Genomic DNA, 24682 nt, shown 5'->3' with positions numbered 1-24682 from the left:
GACAGGTAAGTTACGGAATGTAAGTAAGTTTACTTAAAATACCAAAAAATTCGGGCAGATTTTGTAACCGAATGACAAAAACGTCATAAAAGCGCATCAGTAGGTCTTTCACTTCATGCCGCCAAGCTGTCTGAAAAATCGTTCAGACGGCCTTAGCGGAAAAACATAAACTTCTTGCCTTTTACCTTTGGAGATTTCTATGAAACTCAAAACCAATTTTGCCTTAATCTGCGCCGCATTTGCCACCGTTCCCGCCGTCGCCCTCGCAGCACCTGCCGACACTGTGCGCGACGCGGCCGCCATGTCTCCGACCGGGGACTATGTCAACTCCGGCGCAGGCACGCCCGCCTCCGTCGTCTCCAACGACAACATCAACGACGGCGCGTTTATCCGCAAAGACGAAGACAAAATCAGCCTGTTCAACGACATCGTCACCATCAACCCCGAGCTGCGCCTGCGCGTGGACAGCAAAGACATCAATGCCAATAATTCTTCCACCAATCCGACACCGACCGACACCCACAGCGAATTCAACGCCAGCCTGTGGTTCCGCGCCAAACTCTATAAAGACTGGAAAGCCGTTCTGCAAATCGAGCCGAACTGGGATTTGGAAACCGGCAAAATGCGTGGAGACCATGACATCCCGATGGTCAAACTCTACGGCGAAGGTACGGTTTACAACTTCAGCGACAATGCCAGCCTGAAAGCCCGCGTCGGTAAATTCGGCGCATTCTCTTCATACGGCCGCATTTGGGATACCGAAGTGACCGGCGGCGAACTTTTCTTCGACAACAAAGTGCTGCCGACCAAAATCGTCGCAGGCCGCCGCACCGGCAATCTGAACGATAATGCATGGGGCATCGGCGGACGCCGCAAACAGTTTGCCACCATCCAAAGCACGCTGCCGATCAATGAAAACATCAATGTCGGCGCCACCGTCAGCTACATGAAAGACGTGGACATCGGCGCAAATCAAGACGCCAAAAACGCCGTATTCGGCGAAATCGGCACCGATGTGAAATTCAACGACGATTGGCGCTGGATGGCTGCGGTGAGCAAATCCAACATTAAAGCCTACAACGACGCCGGCCGGAAAATCAAAAATGACGGCGTGTTTACCCAAGTGCGCTACAAACTGGCCGACTGGAAAGTGCGCAATTCCTACGACATTTTCTTAAACTACCGCCGCGTCGGCCCGCTTTCGGGCGTGTCTTCGGTTGAGGATTACAGCAAAAACGTGCAGGGCGTACAAATCGGCGCCAACTTCGTGCCGTGGAAAGACTGGAAATTCAACGCGTTCTACCTGCGCGGCAAACAAGTTACCGCAACTGTGGGCACGGAAAAACAAGACGTCAACGTCATCCGCGGTCAGTTGGAATACAAATTCTAAACGGCGGATGCAGAAAAAACAGGCAGAGGGGTTTCTTCTGCCTGTTTTGTTGTTTAAGGGAGGGGTTTTTCAGACGGTTTGACGGCAAATCCCAAAGGCCGTCTGAAAGTACCGATACGTTCAGACGGCCTTAGTTTTCAAGCAGCTACGCCTTGCCCGTGCTGCCGAATCCGCCTTCGCCGCGGTCGCTGGCGGCAAATTCGTCCACCACTTTAAATGCGGCCTGAACGACGGGTACGATGACCATTTGCGCGATGCGTTCCAGCGGCTTGACGGTAAACGCTTCGCTTCCGCGGTTCCACAGTGACACTTTCAGTTCGCCCTGATAATCCGAGTCAATCAGGCCGACGAGGTTGCCGAGCACGATGCCGTGTTTGTGTCCCAGCCCCGAGCGCGGCAGCAAAACGGCGGCGTAAGCGGGATTGGCGAGGTGGACGGCCAGACCTGTCGGCACGAGATAGGTTTCGCCCGGCTGAAGGGTAACGTCGGCGTCCAGACAGGCGCGCAGGTCGAGGCCGGCGGAACCGGCGGTGGCGTAGGCGGGCAGGTATTCGGCCATTTTGGGATTGAGGATTTTCAGTTCGACTTCGGTTTGCATGATGGTTCCTTTCGGTTTCGGTTGGCGGGAATTATACACAATCTCCGCCCTCGGGCTTTCTAAGGCCGTCTGAAAAAGCGTATGATGGCGTTGATTGATCGAAAAAGGAGGATTTTATGGATTTACACAACATCCGTCAGGATTACAGCAAGCGCGAATTGTCGGAAACGGAATGCCATGCCGACCCGATTGTTCAATTTGAACAATGGCTTAACGAGGCGGTAAAATCGGAGGTCAATGAGCCGACGGCGGTGAATGTGGCGGCGGTGGACGAAGACGGCCGGCCGAACAGCCGCATGGTTTTGCTCAAGGAAGTGAACCCGCGCGGGTTTGTGTTTTTCAGCAATTACCAAAGCCGCAAGGGGCGGTCGTTTGACGCGCATCCGTTTGCCGCGATGACGTTTTTCTGGCCGGAACTCGAGCGGCAGGTCAGGATTGAAGGGCGGATTGAGAAACTCGATGCGGCGGCGTCCGACGAATATTTCGACAGCCGCCCCTACACCAGCCGAATCGGCGCGTGGGCAAGCGCACAGAGCGAAGTTTTGTCGAGCAAGGCGGTTTTGGTAGCGAAAGCGGCGGCAGTCGGCGCGAAACATCCGTTGCACGTCCCGCGTCCGCCGCATTGGGGCGGGTATATCGTGGTGCCGGACCGCATCGAATTCTGGCAGGGTCGCCCGAGCCGCCTGCACGACCGCATCCAATACCGTTTGCTTGACGGCAGTTGGATTAAAGAGCGTTTGTCGCCGTAATTTTCCGCACGGATTCAATGGAATAGGGTAGAATCCCGCTTCGTTTTCAGAGGCCGTCTGAAAAGTTTTACAACGGTTTTTCAGACGGCCTTTTAAATTCAAGGCAACTTCGTAGGCCGGGCTTCAGCACAGCATTTTGAATGTTTGCAGCCGGGCTAATGGTTCGACAGCTTACCAACCGAGCCCGGCCTGCAGGAGGCTGCGGAGTTGCTGTGTTATCTTTTATTTCCAACCCAAACCTGCCGCATCCGCCGCAGAAGAACCGCCGGTTTGCCGAGCCAATCAGGCGCGTTAGGAGTCTTTCAAATGTCTAAAAAAACAGTCAGCAAACGCCAATGGCGCGACGGCGTAGCGCCGGAATCCGCAGCAAAAAAATCCCCGAAAAAACCGTTTTCCAAAACATCCTCCCGCAAGGCGGACGACCGGCCCCGCGGCAAACGCGCAGGTGCGGCGGACAGCGGGTTCCAAAACCGCAAAGCGCAGCCGAATCCGCGCGGCAACGCAGTTTCAGACGGCCTCAAGGAAACGGGGCAGGGCGCGCCGAAACAGCGCGTTTCCAAGGCGAAAAAACTGGTGGTGCGCAATCCGAACCAGAAAATCATGGAACACGCCCGCGATTTGAAAGAGCGCCGCAGCGATTTGTCGCGCGCGGGGCCGGAGCGTTTGCAGAAGATTCTGGCCGCGTCGGGTGTGGGTTCGCGCCGCGAAATGGAAGAGTGGATTCAAAACGGCTGGGTAACGGTCAACGGCCGTGTGGCCGAATTGGGTGAAAAAGTGACGCCCGAAGACCACGTTACCGTGAAAGGCAATATTATCAAGCTCAAATGGGCCGACCGCCTGCCGCGCATCATTTTGTATTACAAACAGGAAGGCGAAATCGTTTCGCGCGACGATCCGCAGGGGCGCGTGAGCATTTTCGACCGCCTGCCGCAGGCCGCCAGCAGCCGCTGGGTCGCCATCGGGCGTTTGGACATCAACACCAGCGGTTTGCTGATTCTGACCACTTCGGGTGAGTTGGTGCAGCGTTTTGCCCACCCGAGTTTCGAGGTGGAACGCGAATACGCCGTACGCGTGTTGGGCGGGCTGACGACCGGGCAGATGCGCGTTTTGACCGAAGAAGGCGTGATGCTGGCAGACGGTTTGGCGAAGGTCGAACGGATTTGGGAGCAGGGCGGCGAGGGCGCGAACAAATGGTATAACGTAGTCATTAAAGAAGGCCGCAACCGCGAAGTACGCCGTATTTTCGAGAGTCAGGGCTTGACCGTCAGCCGCCTCGTGCGCGTCGGCTTCGGCCCCATCGGTCTGCCCAACCGCTTGAAACGCGGCCAGTTTTACGAGCTGAACCCCGCGGAAGTAGCGAATATTGTGAAATGGGCGGACATGCGGCTGCCCGGGGAACGGAAACGGCGGAAGTAAACGGTTTTTCAGACGGCATTTGCGGGTTTTGCAAGATCTGAGGCCGTCTGAAAACTCAAAACTGCAAAACAAAACAAAACCCGCTTTATCCAAGCGGGTTTTGTTGCAGCTTAAAATCAACCTTTCATCTGACCCAAATCACGGTCAACGTGGTAAAGGCCGTTGCCGTTGGTGCCGATGATGTCGATTTTTTCCAAAATGGTGCGGAAGAGATGCTCTTCTTCGTGTTGCTCGGCAACGTACCATTGCAGGAAGTTGAAGGTCGAATAGTCTTTTTCGTCCCAAGTGGCGGAAACCAAAGCGTTGATTTTGGCGGTTACTTCCAGCTCGTGTTCAAACACTTCTTGGAAAACTTCGCGCAAACCGGCGTATTCGGTTTTCGGGGCGGCAATGGCGCCGACTTCGATGGCTGCGCCGGTTTCGTGAAGATAATCAAAGAGTTTGCGGGCATGACCCATTTCCTCGTCAGCATGGGCTTTCAAAAAATCCGCCGCGCCTTCGTAACCTTTGCTGTCGCACCAAGCCGACATTTGCAGGTAGAGGTTGCTGGAAACCATTTCCTGATTCATCTGTTGGTTGAGCAATTTGACAACATTTGCTGATAACATTTTTTCTCTCCTTGTTTGACTGTTTTCAAACCTCATTGAGGCTTCATCTGCATCTTACGCTTTGCGCCAAAATGCCGTAAAGCCGTCTGAGATATCCCTGAGATATATCCGTTTCTTGCTTGAGCGGAGTCAAATAAGAATGACTTTTCTCAAAATTCGTGGGAACTTTTGATAAAACGCTTTTAGCCGTCTGATTTTATTTATAAAACGAAAGTAACTATGTTTATTTGCAACACCGATTCCGAACGCATCATCCTGACTGCACCCGACCGGACCCAAGCCGAAATCTATCTTTCGGGCGGCCTGTTAAACCGCTATGAGACCGTTTTGCGCGACGGCAGCCGTTTCAACGCCGTCAAAGCCTATCAAAGCCCGCAACACAGCCGCGAAACGCTGACCGGCGGTTTTCACAGTGCCAAACTCAGCCCGTTTGCCTGCCGCATCCGCAACGGCGGCTATGAATTTCGGGGAAGTAAATACAGGTGTGGCAAATTCTTCATTGCGGGCCATGCGGTGCACGGCTTGATGTTTGACGCAAAATTCTCACTCATCGGCAGTGGCGCAGACGGCCAAGCCGCGTGGGTAAAAATAGCTGCCGATTACAGCGGCGAAGACGGCGGTTTCCCCTTTCCCTACCGCCTCACCGTCAGCTACCATTTGGATTCGGACGGCCTTACCGTTGCCACCGTCGCGAAAAATACCGGCCCAACCGCCATGCCGCTGGCTGACGGCTGGCATCCGTATTTCACGCTCGGCGGCCGTGCGGATGATTGGACGCTGCAAACCAACAGCGCGACGCGGCTGGTGTTCGACCAAGATTTGGTGCCCAACGGCGAAACTGTCGCAGACACGCATTTTCAGACGGCCTCAAGCCTTCGCGGTATTGAATTGGACAACAGTTTTGTTTTAAACGGCCACCAAACCGCCGCCTGCGTTTTGACCGGCGACAAACTGCGCCTGAGCATTTTCGCGGGCGAAAGCTATCCCTACCTGCAAATCTACATTCCACCCGAACGCGACAGTATCGCGCTGGAAAACCTCAGCGGTGCGCCGGACTGTTTCAACAACGGCATGGGGTTGGCGGTATTGCAGCCGCAGCAGGAAAAACGGTTTGAAACGCGCTATGTTTTGGAAGCAAGATAGCGGATAGTTTCAAAACAAGAGGCCGTCTGAAATTCAGACGGCCTCTTGTTTTACATCACATCAATAAACATCGCGCTGATAGCGTTTGTCTTCGCGCAAATCGTTGAGGTAGTCTTCAGCCTCGTCGCGGTTGAGTTTGCCTTGCGATTCAATCACATCGAGCAGCGCTTCTTCGACGTCGCGCGCCATGCGGGCGGCGTTGCCGCAGACATAGATGTGCGCGCCCTGTTGCAGCCATGCCCATACTTCGGCGGCGTTTTCCGTGATTTTGTGCTGCACGTACACTTTTTGCGCGCCCTGACGGCTCCATGCCAAATCGGCGCGGGTGAGCAGACCGTCTTTACGGTATTGCTGCCACTCGAGTTGGTAGAGGAAATCGTCGCAGAGGCGCTGGTTGCCGAAGAAGAGCCAGTTTTTGCCGCTGTCGCCGTTGGCCTCGCGCTGCTGCATAAAGGCGCGGAACGGGGCAATACCGGTGCCGGCGCCGATCATAATCACGGGCGTATCGCCGTTGGCGGGCAGGCGGAAATGCGGATTGGTTTCGACGAACACGCGCACGGTGGCGCCTTCTTCCAACTGTTCGCCCAAATAGCCCGAGGCCGCGCCGGTGTAGGCGTGGCCGTGGTGGTCGAAACGCACGACGCCGACGGTGAGGTGCACCTCGTCGCCTACTTCGTCCTGCGCAGAGGCAATGGAATAGAGGCGCGGCGTTTGCGCGCGGAAGATGCCGAACAGCGTTTGCGCGTCGAGAGCGTGCGGATAGGCGGCTAAAACGCCGACGGGCGGGGTGGCGGCCAAGAAGATTTCGCGTTGTTCTGCGTCGGAGGCCAGCGCTTTCAATTCGCCATTGCCGCAAAGTTCGGCGTATTGCTGCACGAAAGCGGGCGTGTTTTGGGTAATGTCGGCAAACTCGGTCAAGGCCGTCTGAATATCGGTTTCCTTACCGTCGGCGAGTTTGACCGTTTCGCTGCCGGAGAGGCCGTTCAAATCCAGAATTTCTTTGACCAAATCCGGTGCGTTCAGCGGCCACACGCCCAGCGCGTCGCCCACCTGATAGCGGATGCCCGAGCCGCTCAAGTCGATTTCGATGTGTTCGACGTCTTTTTCCGCGTTGCGGGCAGTGATTTTCTGGCGAACCGACAAAACGGCGGTAAACGGCTGCTCTTTGGTATAAACCGTACCGTTTTGGGCTGCGCCGGCGACATCGGCAACCGCGGCGGCGGGCGCGGCAGCCTGCGCGGTCAGTTCGGCCACTTTCGGCACGACTGCATCAACCCACGCATCCGCCGCCGCTTGGAAATCCAAGTCGCACACGCCCAAATCCGCCAGCCGAGTTCCGCCGAGTTCGGCAAATTTTGCATCGAAATCCTTGCCCGCCTGACAGAAATTCGGGTAGGACGAATCGCCCAAACCTAACACCGCAAACGTCAGCGCGTCGAGCTTTGGTGCTTTTTTGCCGAACAGGAATTTGTGCAGCGGCAGGGCTTCTTCGGGCGGTTCGCCCTCGCCTTGCGTGGACGTTACCATCAGCACAATGTCTTCGTCGGGCAGCGTTTTGCTCTTGAAATCGCCCGCACCGACCAAGTTTGCGCCCACTCCTGCCGCCTTGAGTTTGGCCTGCAAAGATTCCGCCACGCGGCGGGCGTTGCCGGTTTGTGAAGCGGATAAAACGGTTACGCGGCGCGCAACGGCGGCCGGTGCGTCGGCAAACGCAGCGGGCGCAGCGGCAACCGCGCCCGTTCCCTGACTCTGCGCCCAGCAATAGCCGGAAAGCCACGCGAGCTGGGTGGGGGAGAGGGCGGATAATTGCGCGGAAAGTTCCGCAGGCAGCGGATTGACTTGGGTCATGGAGGTTCCTTTTTTTCTCATGCGTACCGCCGTTTTATCGTAATTTTTACGGCGGGCGGGTAATGTTTTACGGCGGCGTTTGAAACGCAAAAACACAGCCTGATTTGACGGCGTTACTTTAAAGAGGCCGTCTGAAAAAAGGAAAGAATGCTTGGTTTTAATATAAGATGATTTCGTTATAAGTTTTGGATGTAGGGCAGGGTGGAATGCGAAAAGGCCGTCTGAAAAGTGTCGGGATTTTCAGACGGCTTAAACGGAAAAACAGAAAAACGGCAGTTTTTTACCCCGCCGTATTCATCAGCCGCAGTGCTTTCAGACGGCCTGTTTCTTTTTGGTATTGCACTAGGCCGACAAACGCGCCGTTGCGGCCGTACACGCGGATGGGCGTTTCATGGCCGATGTTTTCGCCAAACTGCGGGCGTTGGCCGAATTTCAGCATTTCCACCGCTTTATCGTTCAAAGTGATTTGCGGCAGGTGGCGCACCAAAACGTCGCAAGGCAGCAGCAGCGCGTCGCGTTCGGCTTCTGCCAGTTTTTCAAGCGCTTCGAGCGTGTGGCTTTCTGCGATGGTAAAACCCGCGGTTTCCGTGCGGTGCAGGGCGGTGAGGCAGGCGAGTGTGCCGCATTGTTTGGCAAGATCCTCGCTCAGCGTGCGGATATAAGTACCCTTGCTGCAACGCACGTCTATCCGCGCTTGAGGCGCATTAAATTCAACAATATCAATTGAGTAAACGGTGATGTCGCGCGGTTTGCGCTCAATCGTAATGCCTTGCCGCGCGTATTCGTAAAGCGGCTTGCCTTCGTGTTTCAAGGCGGAAAACATCGGCGGAACTTGCCGAATCGCGCCCGTCAGCGCCTTGCAGGCCGTCTGAAATTCTGCAAGCGAAACGCCGCTGCGCCCCGTCGCCACGGTTTCGCCCTCCAAATCGCCCGTGCTGCGCGCTTCGCCCAGCCGCATTTCGGCGGTGTAGGCTTTGTCTGCGTCGAGCAGATATTGGGCGAACTTCGCCGCCTCGCCGAAGCAGATGGGCAGAAGCCCCGTCGCCAGAGGGTCGAGTACACCCGTATGCCCCGCTTTTTCGGCGCGGTAAAGGCGGCGGACCTGTTGCAGCGCAGTGTTGCTTGAAAGCCCGAGCGGTTTGTCGAGCAGCAGAACACCGCTGATTTTGCGTTTTAGGGGTTTGTTTTGCATGGGGTTTTCTTGATTGAGGCCGTCTTGAAGTGTTCAGACGGCCTTTGTTCTAATGTTAATCCTCAACCGGTTTTTCCGCGGCCACTTTATCGATCAGGCTGGAAATGCTCATGCCGCGTTCCAGCGATTCGTCGTATTTGAAATGCAGCTCGGGCGTTTTGAAGAGTTTGATTCTTTTGGATAATTCCGTGCGAAGATAGCCTTTGGCGTGTTCCAGCGCTTCTTCGGTGACTTCGCGGGTGCCGTCGTTCAAAACGGTGTAATATACGGTGGCGTGGCTGTAATCGCGGGTAACGTCCACTTCGTTGATGGTGATGAAGCCCGCGCGCGGGTCTTTCAGGCCGGTGCGGACAAGCTCGGCCAGCTCGCGCATGATTTGTTCTTGAACACGGTCTTGGCGGGCGTAGCCGCGTTGGGGTTTTCGCATGGTAAATCCTTGAGAGAGCGGCCGTTTCAGACGGCCTAAGTCGCTGTAAGTGCGTTATTATAGCGGAAATCGGCTGTTTAAGGCCGTCTGAAAAAGGTTGGGAATGAAGGTGGTATTTGATGATGTCAAACAGCACAAATTAATTTAAACAAAAACGCCGCCTCGCAGGCCAGAATCACGCCGTTGACCAATTGTGAATAGCTAAATATAATTTTACATAATATACATTATGCGAACTAAGGAATTAATGTGATATAATGCAAAAAGTCTAAAATTTACCAGTCCATTCCATCATGCTCCAGCCCCATCTGCTCCTCAAAATCCCCAATCAGGATTACCAACACCTGATTACGCAAAATTCCAGCGGTTTCAGCGCCGGCGAATTTTCGCTGCTTAATGAAATTCTCGATCGTTTTGAATTTGACGTTGTTCAGGCGCAGGCTTTGGCGCAGGCGGTTTTGCAGCAGGTTCGCTTTGATCCGGACGCTTTCCATATCGACAGCGACGATGAAGACATTACCGGCGTTTGCCCGCACTGCATCAATCCGCCGATGCCGCCGTTGCGCGATTATCTGGCTTGGCGCGAAATACGCGGTTAGAATACGCTTTCGTTGTTTACGGTCGAAAAGCATTCAGGCCGTTTGAAAAATCTTTTAATTTCCGAATATTATGCTGCAAACAGACAATCTTACCGCCGCCCGGCCACAGCGTATCGTAACGGCGCAGAACCTTTCTCCGCAGGAAGAATTGTTGGAACGCGCCCTGCGCCCGAAAACGCTTACCGATTACATCGGGCAAACGAAAGCCAAAGAACAATTGGAAATTTTTATCCAAGCGGCGAAAAAACGCGGCGAAGCGCTGGATCATACGCTTTTGTTCGGCCCGCCGGGTTTGGGCAAAACGACGCTGGCGCACATTATTGCCAAAGAATTGGGCGTCAATCTGCGTCAAACCAGCGGCCCGGTGTTGGAACGCGCCGGCGATTTGGCGGCGCTACTGACCAATCTTGAGCCGCATGATGTTCTTTTTATTGACGAAATCCACCGCTTAAGCCCCGTAGTTGAGGAAATTCTCTACCCTGCCCTCGAAGATTATCAGTTGGACATCATGATCGGCGAAGGGCCGGCGGCGCGTTCTGTCAAAATTGATTTACCGCCGTTTACGCTGGTCGGCGCGACCACGCGCGCGGGGATGCTGACCAATCCGCTGCGTGACCGCTTCGGGATTGTGGCACGTTTGGAATTTTATGAAAACAAAGACTTAGCAACTATTGTCCGCCGTTCGGCGCAACTTTTGCAGCTTGAGATGGGCGACGAAGGCGCAATGGAAGTAGCCAAGCGCAGCCGCGGAACGCCGCGGATTGCCAACCGCCTGCTGCGCCGCGTGCGCGATTATGCCGACGTGAAACACAACGGCGTGATTGATGCCGACGTTGCCGATGCAGCCTTGAGTATGCTGGACGTTGATGCGCAGGGTTTGGACGTGATGGACAGAAAATTTCTCGAAGCGATCCTGCACAAATTCAGCGGCGGGCCGGTCGGCTTGGAAAACGTCGCTGCGGCCATCGGCGAATCTACCGACACGATTGAAGACGTCATCGAGCCGTATCTGATTCAGCAGGGTTTTCTGCAACGCACCCCGCGCGGGCGTATGGCTACCGAGCGCGCGTATCTGCATTTCGGTTTGAAATCAGCGCGTTCCTGAAAACATCTCTTCCGCCGTTTCGTTCTAACCTCTTGAATTTTCAGACGGCCTGACAAACGACACACAAGGAATCACGATGAATCCCCTACCCTCCGTCACCATCGGCCTCGTTTCCGCCAGCGACCGCGCCAGCAGCGGCGTTTATGCCGACGAAGGTATTCCCTCGCTGAAAGACTGGCTGCAAAAAGCCGTGAAAAATCCGATTCGGTTTGTGGAAGCGCTGATTCCCGACGAGCAGGCCGTTATCGAAAATACGCTGAAAAAAATGGCCGACGAAGATTTGTGCGACCTCGTTTTTACTACCGGCGGCACCGGTCCCGCCCCGCGCGACATCACGCCCGAAGCGACTTTAAACGTCGTAGACAAAGAAATGCCCGGCTTCGGCGAACAGATGCGCCAAATCAGCCTTTATTATGTGCCGACCGCCATTTTGTCGCGGCAGACGGCAGGAATCCGCGGCAAATGCCTGATTGTAAACCTGCCCGGCCGCCCGAAGGCGATTGCGGAAACGCTGGGCGGCGTGCGTGGGGAAAACGGTGAAATCAAGGTGCACGGCCTGTTTAGCGCGATTCCCTACTGCGTCGATTTAATCGGCGGCGCATTTATCGAAACCGACGAAAGCATCAGCAAAGCGTTCCGCCCTAAGCAGAAATAAGCCCGAGGCCGTCTGAAAATCTGAAAAAATGCCGTCTGCAAACCGTTTTTCAGACGGTATCCGCACAAAATTCCATGCAAAAATCCTTTCGTTATCATATTCCTCCCGTCTGTCCTAAGCGCAACACAAAGCCTGTAAAAAGTGCTATCCTTGCCCTTTTTTGAACCACCCAACATCGACCCGAAGCAATGAAAAAATTTCTCATCCCGACCGTGGCCGCGATTGCCGTAGCGGCCGCCGCCGTCGGTCTCGGCACGCCCTACTACTTCGGTATCAAAGCAGAAGAAAGCCTGACCGCGCAGCAGAAATTGTTAAACGAATCCGGTTTTCTCACCGTCGAATCGCACAAATACGAGCGCGGCTGGTTTAGCGCCACGGAAACCATGGTCGTGCGCGTGAAGCCGACCCTGCTTCTCAATACCCAAAAATACCTGCCCGACAACCTCAAAACCGTCTTAATCGAGCCGGTTACCATCGTCAACCACGTCAAACACGGCCCGTTTGCCGGCGGCTTCGGTACGCGCGCGCAGGTGGAAACCGAGTTTAAATATTCCCCCGAAACCACCAAAGCCCTCGCCCGCTTCTTCGGCACCGAAACACCGTTGAAAATGACCAACACCATCCATTTCAACGGCAACGGCGTGATGAAGATGGAAATGCCCGCGTTTGACTACGAAGAGCTTTCCGGCATCAAAATCCAATGGAAAGGTCTGAGCGGCGAAACCGCCTACGACGACGGCTTCAAATCCTACAAACACGATTACGCCGCCCCGTCGCTGCAAGTCAAACTTGCCGACAAAGGCGACGTAACCATGGAAAACCTCAGTTTCCAATCCGAAACCACCGAAGGCCAAAACAAAATCGCTTTGGGCAAAAGCAGCATCGCCGTCGATAAATTCATGCTGCAATGGAAAGAAGGCATCGATTACAACCTGAAACTCAACGAGTTGGTCAACATGGTGACCAACCTGCAAATCGGCGCGTTTATCAACCCGACCGGTACGATTGCGCCCTCGAAAATCGAAGTCAATAAGCTCAAGTTTGATACCAATACCGCCGAGTCCGGCAAATTTATCAACAGCGAAGGCCGTTTCCAATTTGAAACCCTCGCTTACGGCGAAGACAAATACGGCCCGCTCGACATCAATATTTCCGCCGAACACCTCGACGCCGCCGGCCTGACCACACTCAAAGCCAAGCTCGCCGAAGTTGCCGGTAAAGAAATGAGCGAAGAACAGATTCAGGACGAATTGATCCAAACCGTCAAAACCAAAGCCTCCGGCCTGTTTACGCAAAACCCCGTGTTGAACGTGAAAACCTTCAAATTCACCATGCCGCACGGTTTGGTTGACGTAAGCGGCAAGCTGGCGTTTAACGGTTTGACCCAAAAAGATTTGGACAGCTTGGACGGAATGCTGAAAAAAACCCAAGCCGATTTCAAACTCCAAGTCCCGCAGAAGTTGATCGAATCCCTTGCCGCCAACCAAGCGCAGAGTCTGTTCAGCATCAATCCTGAAGACGAAGCCGCCGGACAGGCCGACATCGAAGACATCAACGAAACCCTGCGCATGATGGTGGACAGCACCATCCAATCTATGGCTGCCGAGCAATACCTGACCGTTACCAACGGCAATATCAACACCCATCTGACCTTGAAAAACAACGAGTTGAAACTCAACGGCAAGGTCTTGGAAAACGAAGAGGAAATCGACATCGGCGATGAATCGCTCTTCAATGAAAATGAAGAGGCCGTAAAACAGGAAGCGGCAGAGCAGGAAAGCGCCAAATCCAAGCCATAAATTCCGTCATAAACGTTAAAAGGCCGTCTGAATATTCAGACGGCCTTTTTATTTATCGCCAATAAAATTGGAAAAATCAGTAACCGAATTGCGTTGTCTTATCCCTATTTGTGCAAACCGCATTCCTTGCTGTCTTTGCTTTCCCACCACCAGCGGCCCGCGCGGATGTTTTCGCCCTCTTTCACCGGCCGCGTACAGGGTTCGCAGCCGATGCTGGGATAGCCCTGATGGTAGAGCGCATTGAGCGGAACATCATGGGTTTCGGCGTATGCCCAAATGTCGGCTTCTTCCCAGTCGAAAATCGGGTTGAACTTGGCGATGCCGCGGCCTGCATCCTGCTCTTCAAACACCAGTTCGCTGCGGGTATCCGACTGGCTGCGCCGCTGCCCCGTCAACCAGGCAGGCGCACCGGCGAGGGCGCGGTTGAGAGGTTCGATTTTGCGGATGTGGCAGCAGCGGCGGCGCAGTTCGACGCTTTCATACATTGCCGCCGCACCGAATTCAGCTTCAAACGCAACAGCTGCGGCTTCGTCGGGCGTGAACACTTCCAGCGCGATGCCGTAACGCGCGGCGGTTTCGGCAATCAGCGCGGCGGTTTCTGGGTTGAGCTTGCCCGTATTGAGCGTGATGATGCGCAGCGGCAGTTTCAGACGGCAGATGGTGTCGGTAATCACCATGTCTTCAACCGCGAGGCTGGAGGCGAACACGGCTTGCGGAAAGCGTTCGGCAATCTCTTTCAGACGGCCTTCCAACGCGGCGGCCAACTCGGGCAGGCGCTGTTCGTCGGCTTCGGTAGCAGCGGGAATCTGCCAGAATTTAGGGCGGAATGAGGACATGGTTTGGGTGTTCCTTTGGTTTTTGGTTTTATTTTTTCAGACGGCCTGATTCAATTTAAGAAGGCCGTTTGAAAATCTCACACCTCATTATTGTCCGCCCCTCGCTACCGCATCGGAAAGAATGCTTTTTTCTTTCTTTATAACCAAAGCGGCGGCTGGCGGTTTTCGGGCAAAAGGTGGCTGACGCCGATGCCGATCAGGCGGAACGTGTCTTCGCGCTGGGGCGGAATGCGTGCGGCCAGCGTTTGCGCGGCAAGGAGCAGCGAGGTGCTGTCGGGCAGCGCGGAAGAATAGGTCAGCGAACGGGTGATGATGCGGAAATCGGAGGTTTTCAGCTTGAGGGTAACGCCCTGCGCTTCGACGTTTTTACGCACCATCTGCCGCCACAAATCTTCGGCCAGATGCGGCAGGTGTTCCAAAGTCTGCGCCAGCGGCAGATCTTCGGGCAGCGTGATTTCAGTAGAAATCTGAAGGCGTTCGCGGTCGGGTTTGACGGGGCGCTCGTCGATACCGCGCGCCAAATCGTAGAGGCGGTAACCGTAGCGGCCGAACAGGTTCAGCAGTTCGCCGCGCTCGAAACGGCGCAAATCGCCGGCGGTCCGCATTCCGTGTGCCTGCATTTTTTTCAGCGTAACCTTGCCCACGCCGGGGATTTTGCCCAGTGGCAGTGTTTCCAGAAAAGCGCTGATTTTTTCAGGCGGCAGCACAAACTGTCCGTTTGGCTTGCGCCAGTCGGAGGCGATTTTGGCGAGGAATTTGTTGGGCGCGATGCCTGCCGAAGCTGTCAGCCCCGTTTCGGCAAAAATTTCGGCACGGATTTTTTTCGCCACTTCGCTGGCATAGGGAATGTTTTGGAAATTGCGGGTCACGTCGAGATAGGCTTCGTCGAGCGAGAGCGGCTCGATTACATCGGTATGCCGTCTGAAAATACTGTGAATCTGCGCGGAAATGCGGCGGTATAAATCGAAATGCGGCGGAACATAAACCGCCTGCGGACAGAGCCGTTTGGCCGTTGCCACCGACATCGCCGAATGCAGCCTGAACTGCCGCGCCTCATACGAGGCCGCGCAAATCACCGAACGCGCGCCCTCCCATGCCACCACCACGGGCTTGCCCTTAAGATGAGGCTGTTCGCGCAATTCTACCGAGGCGTAGAACGCGTCCATATCGAGGTGGATGATTTTGCGGGCGGACATGGTTGGAACGATACTCAACAGGTACAAGATACAAGACGTTTTCAGACGGCCTTGATTATAAAACAAGTCGAACCGGCCATCTTTTTGAAAAACAACCCTCCTCCGCAAATCGTTTCCATCAGACATACTGTCGCCAAAAAGCCGCGCCCCAAGCCTTTTTCAGACGGCACCAGACTGAATTTATTACAAAGAAATAATAATATGTTGAAATTTGTTATACCTTAAAATCATAACAATTAATCCCACATTTTCAGCCAGGAAAACCGATGAAAACTCGTTCCAAACCCGCTCTCCAATTTTACCCTTGCAGCCCTCGCCGCATTTGGCGCGGGCAAAATTTATGCGGAAACCGATATTTCTAACGCCCCTTTTGTCGGTGCCAGCCAAAGCTATCCGCCTAACGTACTGCTCGCCTTGTCTGTAGAGTTTCCGACAGCAGGGGCTGCCTACAATGCAGCCGGCTTGTGGGGAAATACGGCCATGATGCAGCAAACCAAAGATGATCCGTTTCCGTTTTATCTCTACCGGCAATTCACCTCGGGGACTACCGGACGCGTTCCCCGCTTGACCAAAGCCGCTTTTGAAGCAGGCAGCTTTGTCGGTTATTTTGACCAAAAAAATGCTATACCTATAACGAGACAAACGGTTATTTCACGCCTGTGGCCTATGCGGATGCAAAAGGCTACTGCGGTAGCGGTCAATACAGCGGCAAAGCGATGAACTGGTTGACCATGACGTCTATCGACATCTACCGCTTGGCAATGACCGGTGGTAACCGCGCTATTGGTGCAGGCAATAAAGCAACCAATTACAAAGGCGCCGACACCTCAAGCTTTACCGCACTCCGTCGTGCATTCGTAAATGTATCCGCTACTCAAGACAAAGGGCGTAACGGCCAGACCGGTATGGCAATGCGAAAGCTTGCCACGGATTTGCTTCAAACCGGAAAGGTTTTTCCTACTGCCGGCCTGCAAGTGGAAAGCGACGGGCTTCGGGTTAATAACAGCGATTTCCGCATTGCCGTCCCTACATCAGGCGGTAGATACAACAATAACCGCGGCACCTATACCTTGAAAGAAGGTGTCTATAAATTGATGAATGTTGTTGTAGAAGTTTGCAAACCGGGAATGCTGGAGCCTAACTGTTATGCATACACAGATCCCCAGCGGATATACTGACAAATGGCAATTTGCAACTAAATTAGAGGCGTTCCGAGGCAGTAAATCTGCTAACCGTCAAGTTTGGACTCAGATTTCGGGTACGGACAAACGCTTTTCGACAGCCAACCGGACTGATATTTCCTCCAAACTCGGATTACCGGAAGACCAAACCATTACCAGAAATTCTGCCAACTTGATTAACTATATATTATTGGGCGACAGCATTAATGAAAACCGGCGGCGATACTTTCCGTGTCCGACCTGCCGGTGGGCTGCTCGGCACGGTTGTCAATTCCTCCGTAGAAGTGTTGCCCAAGCCCGCACAAGACGTTTGCCAAAACGCGATCCGCTACAACGAATTGAAAAATCGGGCTTCTGTTTACGCATTTTGCCGCCAACGACGAGATGCTGCACATCAGTGACACTGACGGTAACGAAAAATTTGCCTACATTCCTTCGACCGTATTGCCCAAGCTGAGAAATTTTGCAGAAAAAAACGATGAATATATCTATCTTAACGACGGCTCTCCTGTTGCCGGCGAAGTTTGTGTCAACGATCAGCAGACTTCGGTAATCGTCGGCACAACCGGCCGAGCCGAAGAAGTGGCCGCTGTTTATGCGGTTGATGCAAGTAGAATGGGGAGTTCCGACTATTCTCCGTCTGCAAGCGATGTAATGTGGGAATTTACTGCTGCGGATGATGCCGACTTGGGGCTGCCTGTCCACAAACCTGAGCTGGGTACGGTAAAAAAAGACGGTAAAGACATCCCTGTCGCCGTTGTCAGCGGTACTGGAAAATCGAATCGGGCAAAACCGGCGTAGGTGCACCCAAAACCGTCGATACCCGACGGTGACGGCGCAATCGACCGTATCTACGCTGGCGACGAAGAAGGCAAACTCTGGCGTGCGGATTATAATGCCTCAAGCGGCACTTGGTCGGCCAAAGTCAAGTTCAACGGAAGCCGTCCGATTACCGGAGCGCCAGACGTAGCGGGCAATACTGTGATTTTCAGCACAGGCATCTATTTTAATCCGTCAACCCAGGGCGATACCGGATAGCAAAACCATGCCTACGGCCTGTTTGACAAAGACGGTTCGGCTATTTCCGAAAACGACTTGTTGAAACAGGAAGTCCAAACCAAAGTTGTTGCGGCCAACGGCAATAGAACGTTTTATGAGGCCACCCGCAATCCGATTGAAAATCAAAAAGGCTGGCAGCTTGCGCTGCCAAAAGGCTTCATCAGCATTGATGATGCGTATGTCCGCCGTAATAAAGTGGCGCAGTTTTTTGCTTTTTCTAATAAGGCAAGCGAAAATTCGGCCAATGTCTGTACCAGTTCCGGCCAGTCTGCCCTTATCGAGGTCAGCCTGTTTACCGGCGGTCTGTACAGCGACAAGCTGTTTGACACCAACAACGACAAGCGCTTCAGCGAAGGCGATGTACAGGCCAGCGCGATGATTACCAGCGAAGGCTTATCTCTCAAACGTGTCAATGTCAAAATGCAAGACGCCCAAAGCGGCAAGTTGGGCAACAAAGTATTGTGTGGGTCGGCGACAGCGGCAATATTGAGGAAATCAACGTCAACCCGCTGAAAAGGCCGTCTGAATTTCAGACGGCCTTTTTTGTTTCTGACAGCTGCTTATTTCTTCGGCGAAAGCTGGTCAACCAGCCCGCCGTCGGCGAAATATTTCTTCATGATTTCCTCCCAAGTACCGAATTTTTCGTTGGGTTTGAACGTTTCGATGTCGGGGAAATCGGCCTTGTGTTTTGCCAAAACTTCGGCGTTGCGCGGGCGCAGATAGAGTTTGGCGGCCAATTCCTGCGCGGGTACGCTCCAGAGGTATTCGAGATAGGCTTTGGCCGCGGCCTGCGTCCCTTTTTTCTCGACCACTTTATCCACCACGGCCACAGGGCTTTCGGAAAGAATGGTGTAGCTAGGGTAAACGATTTCAAACTGCCCCTGCGTCAGCTTTTTGCTCACATGGTTGGCTTCGTTTTCAAAGGTAATCAACACGTCGCCGATGTTGCGCTGGGTAAACGTCGTGGTCGCCGCACGTCCGCCGTTTTCAAAAGACGGTGCATTTTTCAGCAACGCGGAAACAAATTCTTTGGTTTTCGTTTCATCGCCGTTGTTCGCTTTCAGGCCGTAACCGTAGGCGCCGAGAAAAGCGTAGCGGCCGTTGCCCGTGGTTTTCGGGTTGGCAAGGACGATTTTGACGCCCGGTTTGGCCAAATCGCTCCAGTCTTTAATCTGCTTCGGATTACCTTTGCGCACGAGGAACACGGTTGTGCCGGTAAACGGCACAGCGTTATCCGGCAGGCGTTTGGCCCAATCGGCGGCGACCAAACCTTTTTTCTGCAACAAATCGATGTCGGAAGTCTGGTTCATGGTCACGACATCCGCTGCCAAACCGTTGGCCACCGACATCGCCTGTTTGCTCGAGCCGCCGTGCGACTGCTGGATGTCGATTTCCTCACCCTTGCTTTTCGCCTGATATTCTTTGATAAACAACGGGTTGTATTCTTTATAAAAATCACGTGCCACATCGTAAGAGACGTTGAGCAGCTTCACGCTTTTACCGTCGCCGGCGGCGTTGCCCGCGCCCTGCCCGGATTTTGGCGAACACGCGCTTAGGGCAAATGCGGCAGCAGCGGCGGCGAAAGTGAATGTGCGGATAGTCATGATGGTTTCCTTGTTTCAAATGTTTTAAATGCCCGTCATTCTAGTGGGTGGCGGCGGCGGCGCAAACAAACCTTTGATTATGGCGATATGGCGGGCGGTTATATGGAAAGGCCGTCTGAAAACGGCCGCGGGGGACAACCGGTTTTTCAGACGGCCTGAGGTTTCTTTTGCGATTTCGGCTACTGCGGCTGCTTTCCTGCCGTCAGCCTGTCAAACAGCGCGCCGTCGGCAAAAAATGTTTTCATGATTTCCAGCCATGTGCCCAACGTTTCGTCGGGGCGGAATGTTTCTGTTTCCGGAAATGCGGCGCGGTGTTTGGTCAGAACGTCTTTGTCGCTCGGGCGGAAATACAGCTTGGCCGCCAATTCCTGCGCGGGTTTACTCCAAAGATAAGTCAGATAATCCTGCGCAATCTGTGCCGAATCTTTTTTCTCCGCCACGGTCTCGACCACAGCTACAGGGCTGTCCAGTGCGGCGGTGTAACTCGGATAAACGATTTCAAACTTACCCGGCTCGAGCTTTTTACTGATGACGGAGGCTTCGTTTTCCGGCGCCACCAAAACATCGCCGATGTTGCGGCGGGTAAAGCTGGTACTCGCCGCACGGCTGCCGTTTTCAAACATCGGCACGTTTTTCAATACACCGCCGGTAAACTTCTCCGCCACCGCCTTGTCGCCGCCCGAGGCTTTCAGGCCGTAGCCGTAAATGCTGAGCAAGGCATAGCGTCCGTTGCCGCTGGTTTTCGGATTGGCAAACACCGCTTTCGTATCCGGCCGCACCAAATCGTTCCAATCCTTAATCCGCTTCGGATTACCCTTGCGCACCAGCATGACGGTAACGCTGGTAAACGGTACGGCGCGGTTGGGGAAACGTTCTGCCCAGTCTGTTTTGACCAAGCCGCGCTGCGCCAGATTGTCGATGTCGGAAACCTGGTTCATGGTGACAACATCGGCAGGCAGACCGTTGATAACCGACATCGCCTGCTTGCTCGAACCGCCGTGCGACTGCTGGACGTACAGATCGGTTTTCGGATGCGATTTTTGGTATTCCTTGATAAACAGCTCGTTGTATTCTTTATAGAAATCGCGCGAAACGTCGTAGGAGACATTGAGGATTTTTTTGTATTCGCCGTCCGAACCCGCACCCTGCCCGTCGGAACAGGCAGCCGTGGCCAAAACCAGTGCGGCGGCAAGATAGCAAAGCGGTCTCATCTGTTTCAAGCCCTTTGTTTATTATCAAGCAAACACTTTAACGGCGCGGCGGAAAAAACAGAAAGAATGCTTGATTGTATGGAAAGGGCTTTCGGTTATAAGCGTTTGGGAATTTTCTGTCAGGCTGAAATCTTTGCGAAAAACGAAAAAAAGCTAAAGGCCGTCTGAAAAATTTCAGACGGCCTAAAAAAGAATTTGCATCTACTGTATTTGCACAACATTTATCCCAACTTAAACCTTGCGCCCCAAAAGGCAGATAACCGATTTCGCCTCATCGCCCACACCCTCGCGCCGGTGTTCCGCCACCAGCCATTCCAAGCCAGAAAAGGCCGTCTGAAGTGTGGGCAGATCCGCCAGCATCGTCGCATCATTCGGTCCTTTCGCCAACGCGGCCTGTTCGGGATGGAAAAACACACCGGCAAAAAGGCCGTCTGAAACCAGCGCGGCGACGATTTTCTGCGCCAAACGACTGCGCACAGGTTCGGCGAAATGGCAGTTGACCGAAGTAATCACGGAAAAAGTTTCAGACGGCATCGCCATTTCCGCGACATCGGCAACGTAGGCATGAAAACCGACGCCCTTGATTGCCGCCAGCCTGCGCGCTTTTCCAACGCCCACCGCCGACAAATCCGTACCCTCTGCCTGCAAACCGCATTCGGCCAGAAACACGCCGTTGCGCCCCTCTCCCGCCGCCAAATCCAGCGCCCTGCCCGATTCGGGAAAATACGGCGCAACGCGGCGGATAAATTCATGCGGTTCGGTGCCGAAAACAAAGCCGCTGTCGGCCGCGTAGCGTTCATTCCATTTATTCATTGCAGCCGCTCCTTTTCCGTTATTCAGTTTGCGTCTGAAAATTGACAGGATTTTCAGACGGCCTGTAATTCAATACACAACGCAATCAGTCCGAATGATCCGGGCTTCTCGCCAAAATCGTGCGCTTGCCGTTGGGTTCGGCGGGGGAAATTACGCCATTGGCTTCCATCAGGTCAAACAGCGAAGCGGCGCGGTTGTAGCCGATGCGCAAGTGGCGTTGCAGGTTGGAAATGCTGGGTTTCTGCGTTTTGATGATGGTGGCGACGGCTTCGTCGTATAAATCGTCGCGGTCGTTGTTGCCTCCGACGGCATTGCTGAATACATCGTCGCTGCCGACGCCTGCGCTCAGAATGTCGTCGATGTAGTCGGGTTCGCCGAACTGCTTCAGGTATTCGACCACGCGGTGGACTTCGTCGTCGGAAGCAAACGCGCCGTGGACGCGCTGCGGATAGCCGGTGCCCGGCGGCAGGAACAGCATATCGCCCTGACCGAGCAGGTTTTCCGCGCCCATTTGATCGAGAATGGTGCGGCTGTCGATTTTGCTCGACACTTGGAACGCGATGCGGGTCGGAATATTGGCTTTAATCAGACCGGTAATCACGTCCACGCTCGGGCGCTGGGTGGCCAAAATCAGATGGATGCCGGCGGCGCGGGCTTTTTGCGCGAGGCGGGCGATGAGTTCTTCGATTTTCTTACCGGCGGTCATCATCAGGTCGGCAAATTCATCGACCACCACCACGATAAACGGCAGTTTTTCCAGCGGTTCGGGATCGTCGGGCGTGAGGCTGAACGGGTTGGCGAGCTTCTCGCCGCGCGCGGCGGCTTCGGCAATTTTTTGGTTGAAACCCGCCAAGTTACGCACACCCGCATGGCTCATCAGGCGGTAGCGTTTTTCCATTTCGTTCACACACCAATTCAACGCGTTCGCCGCCAGCTTCATATCGGTAACGACGGGCGCAAGCAGGTGCGGAATGCCTTCGTAAATGCTCAGTTCCAGCATTTTCGGGTCGATCATAATCATGCGCACGTCTTCGGGCGTGGCTTTAAAGAGCATAGACAGAATCATCGCGTTCACGCCCACCGATTTGCCCGAGCCGGTGGTACCGGCCACCAAAAGGTGCGGCGCTTTGGCGAGGTCGGTAACAACCGGTTCGCCCGTAATGTCCTGCCCCAACGCCAGCGTCAGCTTGGATTTGGATTCGGTAAACGCGGGCGAATTGAAGATTTCGCTCAGGCGGATCATCTGGCGGCGCGGGTTGGGCAGTTCCAAGCCCATGCAGGTTTTGCCCGGAATGGTTTCGACCACGCGGATGGAAGCTACGCCGAGCGAGCGCGCCAGATCTTTTTCCAAGTTCAGCACCGCATTGCCGCGCACGCCGACATCCGGCTCGATTTCGTAGCGGGTAATCACGGGGCCAGAATACGAATCCACCACCTTCACTTTGACCTTGAATTCGGCCAGTTTTTCCTCGATGGTAATGCTGTTTTCCAGCAGCGCCTCTTCGCTCTGCGTCGCGCTCGGGTCAAATTGCGGCGGGCGCAGCAGGCTGACGGTCGGCAGGTGTTTGTCGTCGTAGGCAGCGTTTTCAGACGGCATCAGGCTGTTTGAGGCCGTCTGAAAAACAGGCCGGACGGCATGATGTCCAGACGGCACCGCGCCCGTTTCGCGCACACGCACCGCGCCGTGTTCAAACACATCCACTGCCGCATCATCTTTCTCAGCGGCAGAGGCCGTCTGAAGATTTCCACTTTCCGCGTCCACCGATTCGCTGATCAGATAATCGGAAATCGTGCGCTCGGGCGACGTGCTGATGTGCGCATTCACTTCGGGCACTACCGCCGGCCCGCTGAATTTCGGCGGCTCGGGAAAATCGACCGCAGCCGGCGGCGGCGCTTCGGGCACTACCGCCGGCTCGGGAATATCCAAAGGAACGGGCGCGGTCGGCGGCACAACGGGCGGCTCGACCACCGTCGCCGTCGGCGGCGCGGGCCGGGAAATAAAGACCTCGTTTTGATAACGCGAAGTTTTCGGCGGGAACACCGATTTTGGCGGCTGCACTTTCGCCGCGCTGCTGCTCACCCTGACCGCATCGGGAATCACACTCTCGCGCGTCGAAGTATCGATGCGGCGGATCGGGCGGTTGCGGCGCGTCAGCGCGGAAGACGTGTGCGACAGATTCGCCCACACTTCTTCGTCGGGAATCACCTGCGGACGGAAATCGCGCACCGGCGCGACCGCTTCGGCCAAACGTTTGCGCGCGGCGGATTGGCGGGCGAGGTTGTGATGAATGTCGGCCAAGTCGTCGATTCTGTCCCAACGGCTCGGAATATCGACGCGCACAGCCGGTTCGCGTTCCAACGTTTTCAGCGCGGTTTGCGCCGATTCGATGCGCGGCTTCTGCGCCTTGCCGATGTGGATGCCGTCCACATCTGCCAACACACGCTCGCGGGTACGGCGCAAGGCGGGATCGTCCAAATCGATGACTTCCAAACGGCTGTCTGGTTGCAGCACCGCACGGGGCGCGGTTTCAGACGGCATCTCCGCCCAAACCGGTTTTTTCGCCCGCATTTTTTCCGCGCGCTCCTGAACCGCCGCCTCGCCCAGCGAACGCGTCGCCTCTTCCAACGTGATTTCGTCGAAATCCGCGCCCTCAACCTTGCGCGGCGCGTAATCGGGCGCTTCCGTTTCCACAAACGGCACAATATAAGGCTCGGGCGCATGGGAAAGGCGCGGCTTGCCGGTCAGCTGCGAAACCGCCGCCGTTTCCGTTTCAGACGGCCTGTTGCCCAAATCCAATTCCAGCGGCGCGTAATCTTCCTCTTCGGCCACTTCGGGAAACAGGTCGAAACTGTCCTGCACCGCCGCTTTTTCAGACGGTACATCAGCCTGCTTGCGAAAATCCTGAATATAAACAGGCTCTTGCGCTTCAGGTTCGGTTTCTTCCGGTCTTTGAAATTGCGTCAGCAGGCTCTGAAGCCGCTCGTACACACCCGCCGCCGAACCGGACTGTTCCGCCGTTTCCGTGCGCTCGGTAAAGTCCGGTAAACGCGGCAATTCCTCGCCGTCCGCGGCGCCCGCTTTCATGTGCGCCAGCTCGTCCTGCCAGTCTTTGTCCTGACGGTAGTGCAGCCACAACGCCGCGCCGATGGCCGCCAGCAGCAAGAGAATCAATACAGTCCAAAACATAAAAACGCCCAACTTCAATCAACAGCAAAAAAGACCGCTATTTTAGCCTGTTTCAGACTTAAAAAG

The 24682-nt window shown here is 54.7% G+C and carries 25 protein-coding genes; 13 read left to right on the top strand and 12 right to left on the bottom strand.

Translation table 11 applies throughout. The annotated features are described in order from the left end of the window. Nucleotides 1-199 precede the first annotated feature (199 nt). Complete coding sequence (locus tag BG910_RS11810; RefSeq protein WP_089037016.1) at nt 200-1390, top strand: hypothetical protein; 1191 nt, start codon at nt 200-202, stop codon at nt 1388-1390. Between the two features lie 145 nt (nt 1391-1535). Here the strand turns inward: BG910_RS11810 and dut are convergent, their stop codons facing one another. Further along, nucleotides 1536-1988 (bottom strand): dUTP diphosphatase, encoded by a 453-nt coding sequence (gene dut / locus BG910_RS11805; protein WP_089037266.1) that lies wholly within the window; start codon nt 1986-1988, stop codon nt 1536-1538. Between the two features lie 116 nt (nt 1989-2104). Here dut and pdxH point away from each other — a divergent pair, with 116 nt between their 5' ends. Beyond that, entirely contained in the window at nt 2105-2737 is a 633-nt protein-coding gene (gene pdxH, locus BG910_RS11800; RefSeq protein ID WP_089037015.1) for a pyridoxamine 5'-phosphate oxidase, read from the top strand. Between the two features lie 306 nt (nt 2738-3043). Beyond that, nucleotides 3044-4153 carry a pseudouridine synthase gene (locus tag BG910_RS11795; protein WP_089037014.1) on the top strand — a complete coding sequence of 370 codons (1110 nt, stop codon included), beginning with the start codon at nt 3044-3046 and terminating at the stop codon, nt 4151-4153. Between the two features lie 116 nt (nt 4154-4269). Here the strand turns inward: BG910_RS11795 and ftnA are convergent, their stop codons facing one another. Then, nucleotides 4270-4761 carry a non-heme ferritin gene (gene ftnA / locus BG910_RS11790; RefSeq protein ID WP_089037013.1) on the bottom strand — a complete coding sequence of 164 codons (492 nt, stop codon included), beginning with the start codon at nt 4759-4761 and terminating at the stop codon, nt 4270-4272. A 219-nt stretch (nt 4762-4980) separates the two neighbouring features. Between ftnA and BG910_RS11785 the strand changes: the two genes are divergently transcribed. Beyond that, nucleotides 4981-5904, top strand: coding sequence for an aldose 1-epimerase (locus BG910_RS11785; RefSeq protein ID WP_089037012.1), 924 nt, complete (start codon nt 4981-4983; stop codon nt 5902-5904). Between the two features lie 60 nt (nt 5905-5964). Here BG910_RS11785 and BG910_RS11780 read toward each other — a convergent pair whose 3' ends face one another. The 3 genes from BG910_RS11780 to rbfA all read right to left on the bottom strand — a co-directional run bounded on the left by BG910_RS11780 (nt 5965) and on the right by rbfA (nt 9371). Further along, nucleotides 5965-7752: an assimilatory sulfite reductase (NADPH) flavoprotein subunit gene (locus tag BG910_RS11780; RefSeq protein ID WP_089037265.1), complete on the bottom strand. Its 1788-nt coding sequence runs from the start codon at nt 7750-7752 to the stop codon at nt 5965-5967. A 280-nt stretch (nt 7753-8032) separates the two neighbouring features. Then, nucleotides 8033-8944: a tRNA pseudouridine(55) synthase TruB gene (truB, locus tag BG910_RS11775; protein ID WP_089037011.1), complete on the bottom strand. Its 912-nt coding sequence runs from the start codon at nt 8942-8944 to the stop codon at nt 8033-8035. A gap of 55 nt (nt 8945-8999) precedes the next feature. Next, complete coding sequence (gene rbfA / locus BG910_RS11770; RefSeq protein WP_089037010.1) at nt 9000-9371, bottom strand: 30S ribosome-binding factor RbfA; 372 nt, start codon at nt 9369-9371, stop codon at nt 9000-9002. 293 nt (nt 9372-9664) lie between these two features. On the opposite strand from rbfA, the gene BG910_RS11765 reads away from it, so the two are divergent. From BG910_RS11765 to BG910_RS11750, 4 genes are all read left to right on the top strand, one after another. Further along, nucleotides 9665-9970 (top strand): hypothetical protein, encoded by a 306-nt coding sequence (locus tag BG910_RS11765; RefSeq protein WP_408633773.1) that lies wholly within the window; start codon nt 9665-9667, stop codon nt 9968-9970. Between the two features lie 70 nt (nt 9971-10040). After that, nucleotides 10041-11075: a Holliday junction branch migration DNA helicase RuvB gene (gene ruvB, locus BG910_RS11760; RefSeq protein WP_089037008.1), complete on the top strand. Its 1035-nt coding sequence runs from the start codon at nt 10041-10043 to the stop codon at nt 11073-11075. 76 nt (nt 11076-11151) lie between these two features. Further along, nucleotides 11152-11730: a molybdopterin adenylyltransferase gene (mog, locus tag BG910_RS11755; RefSeq protein WP_089037007.1), complete on the top strand. Its 579-nt coding sequence runs from the start codon at nt 11152-11154 to the stop codon at nt 11728-11730. Between the two features lie 188 nt (nt 11731-11918). Further along, nucleotides 11919-13529: a YdgA family protein gene (locus BG910_RS11750; RefSeq protein ID WP_089037006.1), complete on the top strand. Its 1611-nt coding sequence runs from the start codon at nt 11919-11921 to the stop codon at nt 13527-13529. Nucleotides 13530-13633: 104 nt separating this feature from the next. Here the strand turns inward: BG910_RS11750 and BG910_RS11745 are convergent, their stop codons facing one another. The 3 genes from BG910_RS11745 to BG910_RS12475 all read right to left on the bottom strand — a co-directional run bounded on the left by BG910_RS11745 (nt 13634) and on the right by BG910_RS12475 (nt 15948). Continuing rightward, complete coding sequence (locus BG910_RS11745; RefSeq protein WP_089037005.1) at nt 13634-14365, bottom strand: phosphoadenylyl-sulfate reductase; 732 nt, start codon at nt 14363-14365, stop codon at nt 13634-13636. A gap of 137 nt (nt 14366-14502) precedes the next feature. Continuing rightward, nucleotides 14503-15561 carry a DNA polymerase IV gene (dinB, locus tag BG910_RS11740; protein ID WP_089037004.1) on the bottom strand — a complete coding sequence of 353 codons (1059 nt, stop codon included), beginning with the start codon at nt 15559-15561 and terminating at the stop codon, nt 14503-14505. A gap of 183 nt (nt 15562-15744) precedes the next feature. Beyond that, a complete protein-coding gene (locus BG910_RS12475) occupies nt 15745-15948 on the bottom strand; it encodes a hypothetical protein (RefSeq protein WP_123806006.1) in 204 nt (67 codons plus the stop codon). 93 nt (nt 15949-16041) lie between these two features. Here BG910_RS12475 and BG910_RS12470 point away from each other — a divergent pair, with 93 nt between their 5' ends. From BG910_RS12470 to BG910_RS11715, 5 genes are all read left to right on the top strand, one after another. Next, nucleotides 16042-16281: a hypothetical protein gene (locus tag BG910_RS12470; RefSeq protein WP_123806007.1), complete on the top strand. Its 240-nt coding sequence runs from the start codon at nt 16042-16044 to the stop codon at nt 16279-16281. Beyond that, nucleotides 16278-16739, top strand: coding sequence for a hypothetical protein (locus BG910_RS11730; RefSeq protein WP_123806008.1), 462 nt, complete (start codon nt 16278-16280; stop codon nt 16737-16739). Before BG910_RS12470 ends, BG910_RS11730 begins: the two co-directional genes overlap by 4 nt. A gap of 387 nt (nt 16740-17126) precedes the next feature. Next, nucleotides 17127-17543, top strand: a complete 417-nt coding sequence (locus tag BG910_RS11720) for a PilC/PilY family type IV pilus protein (protein WP_089037000.1) — start codon at nt 17127-17129, stop codon at nt 17541-17543. Further along, entirely contained in the window at nt 17544-17780 is a 237-nt protein-coding gene (locus BG910_RS12465) for a hypothetical protein (RefSeq protein ID WP_123806010.1), read from the top strand. Between the two features lie 60 nt (nt 17781-17840). After that, nucleotides 17841-18314 carry a hypothetical protein gene (locus BG910_RS11715; protein WP_123806011.1) on the top strand — a complete coding sequence of 158 codons (474 nt, stop codon included), beginning with the start codon at nt 17841-17843 and terminating at the stop codon, nt 18312-18314. Between the two features lie 47 nt (nt 18315-18361). Here the strand turns inward: BG910_RS11715 and BG910_RS11710 are convergent, their stop codons facing one another. The 4 genes from BG910_RS11710 to BG910_RS11695 all read right to left on the bottom strand — a co-directional run bounded on the left by BG910_RS11710 (nt 18362) and on the right by BG910_RS11695 (nt 24616). Then, nucleotides 18362-19399 (bottom strand): sulfate ABC transporter substrate-binding protein, encoded by a 1038-nt coding sequence (locus BG910_RS11710; protein WP_198344851.1) that lies wholly within the window; start codon nt 19397-19399, stop codon nt 18362-18364. Between the two features lie 185 nt (nt 19400-19584). Then, complete coding sequence (locus BG910_RS11705; RefSeq protein ID WP_408633772.1) at nt 19585-20625, bottom strand: sulfate ABC transporter substrate-binding protein; 1041 nt, start codon at nt 20623-20625, stop codon at nt 19585-19587. A 222-nt stretch (nt 20626-20847) separates the two neighbouring features. Then, complete coding sequence (locus BG910_RS11700; RefSeq protein ID WP_089036996.1) at nt 20848-21429, bottom strand: class I SAM-dependent methyltransferase; 582 nt, start codon at nt 21427-21429, stop codon at nt 20848-20850. An 85-nt stretch (nt 21430-21514) separates the two neighbouring features. Then, a complete protein-coding gene (locus BG910_RS11695; RefSeq protein WP_089036995.1) occupies nt 21515-24616 on the bottom strand; it encodes a DNA translocase FtsK in 3102 nt (1033 codons plus the stop codon). Nucleotides 24617-24682 lie beyond the last annotated feature (66 nt).

Origin of the sequence: Neisseria chenwenguii, assembly GCF_002216145.1 — a bacterium.
Lineage (GTDB): Bacteria > Pseudomonadota > Gammaproteobacteria > Burkholderiales > Neisseriaceae > Neisseria > Neisseria chenwenguii.
The sequence above is the reverse complement of the archived record's forward strand: the minus strand, read 5'-3'. Positions and strand labels throughout refer to the sequence as shown.